The organism is Microbacterium sp. UCD-TDU (genome assembly GCF_000340625.1).
Taxonomy (GTDB): domain Bacteria; phylum Actinomycetota; class Actinomycetes; order Actinomycetales; family Microbacteriaceae; genus Microbacterium; species Microbacterium maritypicum.
The window spans coordinates 21,226-25,538 of the sequence record NZ_KB454449.1 but is presented as its reverse complement, the minus strand read 5'-3'; the positions used below and the strand labels follow the sequence as shown (position 1 = coordinate 25,538).

Annotated in this window: 5 protein-coding genes and 1 pseudogene; all 6 read left to right on the top strand. The window is 70.6% G+C overall.

All coding sequences use genetic code 11. The features are described from left to right. The coding region (locus D514_RS37335) for an FGGY-family carbohydrate kinase (protein ID WP_081603960.1) at positions 1-1,088 on the top strand (1,088 nt) is incomplete at its 5' end. Further along, positions 1,085-2,386: a M20/M25/M40 family metallo-hydrolase gene (locus tag D514_RS37330; protein ID WP_017831529.1), complete on the top strand. Its 1,302-nt coding sequence runs from the start codon at positions 1,085-1,087 to the stop codon at positions 2,384-2,386. The genes D514_RS37335 and D514_RS37330, both read left to right, overlap by 4 nt. Before the next feature lie 25 nt (positions 2,387-2,411). Continuing rightward, a complete protein-coding gene (gene tatA / locus D514_RS37325) occupies positions 2,412-2,666 on the top strand; it encodes a twin-arginine translocase TatA/TatE family subunit (RefSeq protein ID WP_036323970.1) in 255 nt (84 codons plus the stop codon). A 27-nt stretch (positions 2,667-2,693) separates the two neighbouring features. Next, entirely contained in the window at positions 2,694-3,464 is a 771-nt protein-coding gene (gene tatC, locus D514_RS37320; protein WP_306413953.1) for a twin-arginine translocase subunit TatC, read from the top strand. Positions 3,465-3,485: 21 nt separating this feature from the next. Next, a complete protein-coding gene (locus D514_RS37315; protein ID WP_186004870.1) occupies positions 3,486-3,941 on the top strand; it encodes a Sec-independent protein translocase TatB in 456 nt (151 codons plus the stop codon). Between the two features lie 31 nt (positions 3,942-3,972). Further along, positions 3,973-4,313, top strand: a pseudogene (locus D514_RS38260) (hypothetical protein); the annotation flags it as partial.

Here is a 4,313-nt window from a genome sequence, read left to right as displayed (position 1 = left end):
GATCTCGGCCACAAAAATGGTTCGAAAAACCCAAGCTGCTGTGGATCCAGGAGCACGAGCCCCAGATCTGGGAGCGGGTGCGCCGTGTGTTCACCGCGCACAACTACATCGCCCACCGACTCGGCGGCGACTACGTCCTGGATCGCGTGTCCGCGAGCTGGTGGGATCCGCTGGCCGAACCGGACGGATCGGCTTGGCGCACCGAGGACGTGCGGCGATGGATGCCCGGGCTCGAGCTCCCGGCGATCGTCGAGCCCGACGCGCTGATCGGCCATGTCAGCCCGGCGGCCGCCGCGGCCACCGGGCTTCCGGTCGGCACGGCCATCCACGCCGGGACCACCGACTACGCCGCGCACGTGATCGGCAGCGGCGTCAGCCGGCCGGGGGAGTGCCTGGTCGTCTTCGGCACCACCCTGTCTGTCAACCTCATCACCGACGCCGCCGTGATCGGGCCCGGCATCGGCAGCGCGCCCGGGGTCGTGGCCGGCACCTGGTACACCGGCGGGGTCACCGCCGCCGCGGGCGCACTCCTGACCTGGGTGACCGCACTGACCGGCTCCTCCCACGTCGAGCTGACCGCCCTCGCCGATCGCGTCGGTCCCGGCAGCGACGGCGTCATCGTGCTCCCCTACTTCTCCGGCGAGCGCTCGCCCGTGGAGGACCCGCGCCTGCGCGGTGCCGTCCTGGGCCTGGACCTCGCCCACTCCGCCGGCAATGTCTACCGCGCCGCGCTGGAGGCGGTGGCCTTCAGCCTCCGCCACATCCTCGACACGGTCGGCCGGCGGCCCGAGCGCATCGTCGCCGCCGGGGGCGGCTCGGCCAACCCGATCCTGATGCAGACCGTCGCCGACGTCACCGGCATCCCCGTCGTGGTCGCCGACGACGGCGGTGCCGCATACGGCTCCTGTGTGCTCGCGGGCGCCGCGGTGCGTGCGCCCTCCGGCGAAGGGTCCGTACGCCGGCCCGACGCGCGCGCCGCCGCCGTGCTGGCGGAGGGCTACCGCACGTATCTCGACGCCGCGGGCGCCGTGGCACCGATCTCGCACCACATCACCGCGCTGAGCGCGCACCGGGAGGGGCGCGCATGAGCGCCGCATCCGGGCCCGCGGCCGAAGCGGTCCAGATCGCCGCCAACCTCATCCGGTTCGACACCAGCAACTACGGCGACGGGCGCGGACCCGGGGAGCGCGCCGCCGCCGAGCACGTGGCCGCCCTGCTGAGCGAGGTGGGCATCGAGCCCATGCTCTTCGAGTCGGCGCCGGGGCGCACCAGCGTCGTGGCGCACTGGGGCGACCGCGCCTCCACACGGGGCGGACTGCTCCTGCACGGCCACCTCGACGTCGTCCCGGCCGAAGCAGCCGATTGGCGCTTCGATCCGTTCGGCGGGGTGATCGACGACGGCTTCCTGTACGGTCGCGGCGCCGTCGACATGAAGGACTTCCTCGGGATGATGCTGTCCGTCGTGCGCGACCGCGCACGCACCGGCCGGATCCCCGACCGGCCGGTCACCCTCGCCTTCACCGCCGACGAGGAAGCCGGCGGGAAGTTCGGCGCGCACTGGCTCGTCGACGAGCATCCCTCCCTGTTCGACGGCTGCACGGAAGCCGTCGGCGAGATCGGCGGGTTCTCCACGTTCGTCGCGGACCGTCGGCTCTACCTGATCGAGTCGGGGGAGAAGGGCATCGCCTGGGTGCACTTTGAGAGCGAGGGTACCGCCGGTCACGGGTCCATGCGGCAGCCCGACAACGCGGTGGAACACCTGGTCAAGGCGCTCGGTCGCATCGCGGCCACGCGCTGGCCGGCCGACCCGGGGCCCACGATGCGGGCGCTGCTGCACACCGTCCGGGAACTCAGCGGCGTCGACAGCGACGACCCCGATGTGATCCTCGCTGAGACGGGCCCCACCGCCCGTATGCTCTCCGCCGCGATCCGCCACAACACGAACGTCACGATGCTCGACGCCGGGTACAAGCACAATGTCGTGCCCAGGTCGGCGGCGGCCGCCGTGGACGGGAGGTTCCTCCCCGGTCAGCAGAAGCAGTTCCTCGCGGAGCTGGACAGGCTGGCCGGAGAAGAGGCCACCGTCCGCCACACCTTCATCGATCGCGCGGTGGAGTACCCCTTCGAGGGACAGGCCGTGGACGCGATGCGCGAGGCGCTGCACATCCACGATCCCGAGGCGGCCGTGGCCCCCTACCTGGTCTCCGGCGGCTCCGACGCGAAGGCCTGGGACCGCCTGGGCATCCGCTGCTATGGCTTCGTGCCGCTCCCGTCTCCGCCCACCGAGGACTTCACGGCGTTGTTCCACGGCGTCGACGAACGGGTGTCGGTCGCCGCCCTCGAATCCGGAGCTCTCATCTTCGACACCTTCCTCGATCTGTGCTGATCGACCCAACGAAAGGAAAGAAAACATGTTTGCAAACATGACCGGATGGCACCTGCTCATCGTCCTGGCGGTGATCCTCCTGCTGTTCGGCGCGACCCGTCTGCCCGCCCTGGCGAAGTCCATGGGACAGTCCGCGAAGCTGTTCAAGCGCGAGATCCGCAGCGATGAGGACGTCGCCGTCGTCGACAGCGCGGCTGCCGACGCGTCCGCGACCGCGAGGGTCCCAGAGCCGTCCGTTGGCGAGCCCGTTATCCGACCCGCCGGGCACGTCGGCGGCTAGTACTCATCCACCTCGGAGGGAGCGGATATGGCAATGTCGCCGCCCGCGCGGGCGAAGATGCCTCTCTCGCACCACATACGCGAGTTCCGACGCCGCGGCACCATCGCGGCGGCGTCGGTCCTCGTGGCCGCCGTCGTGGTGTTCGTCTTCTCAGACGCGATCATCGGCGTGCTGTCGGCACCCCTGAACGACCTGGCCGCACGCCACGGGACGATCGTCTCGCTCAACTTCGACAGCGTCACTGCGGGCTTCGATATGCGCATGCGCATCGCCTTGGCTGGGGGGCTGATTGCGTCGATGCCCGTCTGGGTCTCGCAACTGTTCCTGTTCGTCTGGCCCGGTCTCCGTGGCCGTGAACGCCGGTACGGGCTGTGGTTCACCGCCGTGTCCATCCCGCTGTTCGTGGCGGGGATGGCCGTCGGCCTGTCGATCGCGCCGCACGCCGTCGAGCTGATGGCGGGCTTCGTGCCCGGCGGAGCGGCACAACTGCTCACCGCCACTACGTACTTCGACTTCTACCTCAAGCTGCTGCTGGCGGTGGGGGTGGCGTTCCTGCTGCCGGCACTGCTGGTACTGCTGAACGTCCTGGGAGTGGTGAGCGGCCGCAGCATCCTGCGCGGATGGCGCGTCGCGATCGTGGCGATCACCGTGTTCGCGGCGCTGGCTACGCCGTCCGCCGACATCGTGTCGATGCTGATCCTGGGTGGCATTCTCGTGCTGCTGTTCTTTGGGGCCGCCGGCCTCTCGATTCTGTTCGATCGGCGGGCGTCGCGCCGGGCCGTCCTCCTGGAGGTGTGAGCCATGTTCTTCGGTTTGACCATGGAGAAAGTCATCCTGATCGCCGTCGTGGGTGGTCTTCTGATCGGTCCGGAGCGCCTTCCGGGCCTGGCCGCGCAGCTCGCGGCCCTCGTCAAGCGGGCCCGCGAGTTCGGCCAGAGCGCCAAGGGTCGCATGCAGGAGCAGATGGGCGAGGAGTTCGACGAGGTCGACTGGAAGCGCCTCGACCCTCGCCAGTACGATCCCCGCCGCATCTTCCGCGACGCGCTTATCGAACCCGTCCTCACTCCCGGCGGCAAGACCCCGTCGGAGGCGGCGCTGGCAGCGGCCCGCCGCCCCGCTGCCGCCCCGGCCGACGCACCGGCGCCCGTGGCGGATCCCGAGGCAGGACCGGCATCCGCCGCGCCCGTCCCCGTCCCCGTGACGGCCCCTCTGACGGCCGCGACCTCGCCGCTCGCCCCGGCGGGGGTGTCCGAGACGCACAAGCCTGCGGCCTGATCCCGCACCGCACATATCGAAGGAGCAGCACGTGACCCATCCGACGAACCCGAGTTCGCCCATCCGCTCGGTCCTGACCAGCCGGCGCGCCGTCCTCCAGGGCGCTCTGGCCCTGGGCGGCGCCGCCGCGCTCGCCCCGACGCTGGCGGCGTGCGCCCCGTCGAGTTCGAGCGGAGGCAAGACGAAGATCACGATCGCGAACGTCGCCAACCCGCTGACGACTGCCCTGGAGAAGTACACCAAGAGCGTGTTCGAGAAGGCGAACCCGGATCTGGAGATCACGTTCCTCACGCTGCCGGAGACGGAGCTGCGCCAGCGCGTCACGCGTGACGTGTCCACCAGCGCCGGCGAGTTCGACGCGGTCGTCATCGG

What these genes read in the sequence shown, in the direction of transcription:
- tatC (WP_306413953.1), top strand. Translation starts at nt 2,694, where the DNA reads ATGGCAATGTCGCCGCCCGCGCGGGCGAAGATGCCTCTCTCGCACCAC.
- tatA (WP_036323970.1), top strand. Translation starts at nt 2,412, where the DNA reads ATGTTTGCAAACATGACCGGATGGCACCTGCTCATCGTCCTGGCGGTG.
- D514_RS37315 (WP_186004870.1), top strand. Translation starts at nt 3,486, where the DNA reads ATGGAGAAAGTCATCCTGATCGCCGTCGTGGGTGGTCTTCTGATCGGT.
- D514_RS37330 (WP_017831529.1), top strand. Translation starts at nt 1,085, where the DNA reads ATGAGCGCCGCATCCGGGCCCGCGGCCGAAGCGGTCCAGATCGCCGCC.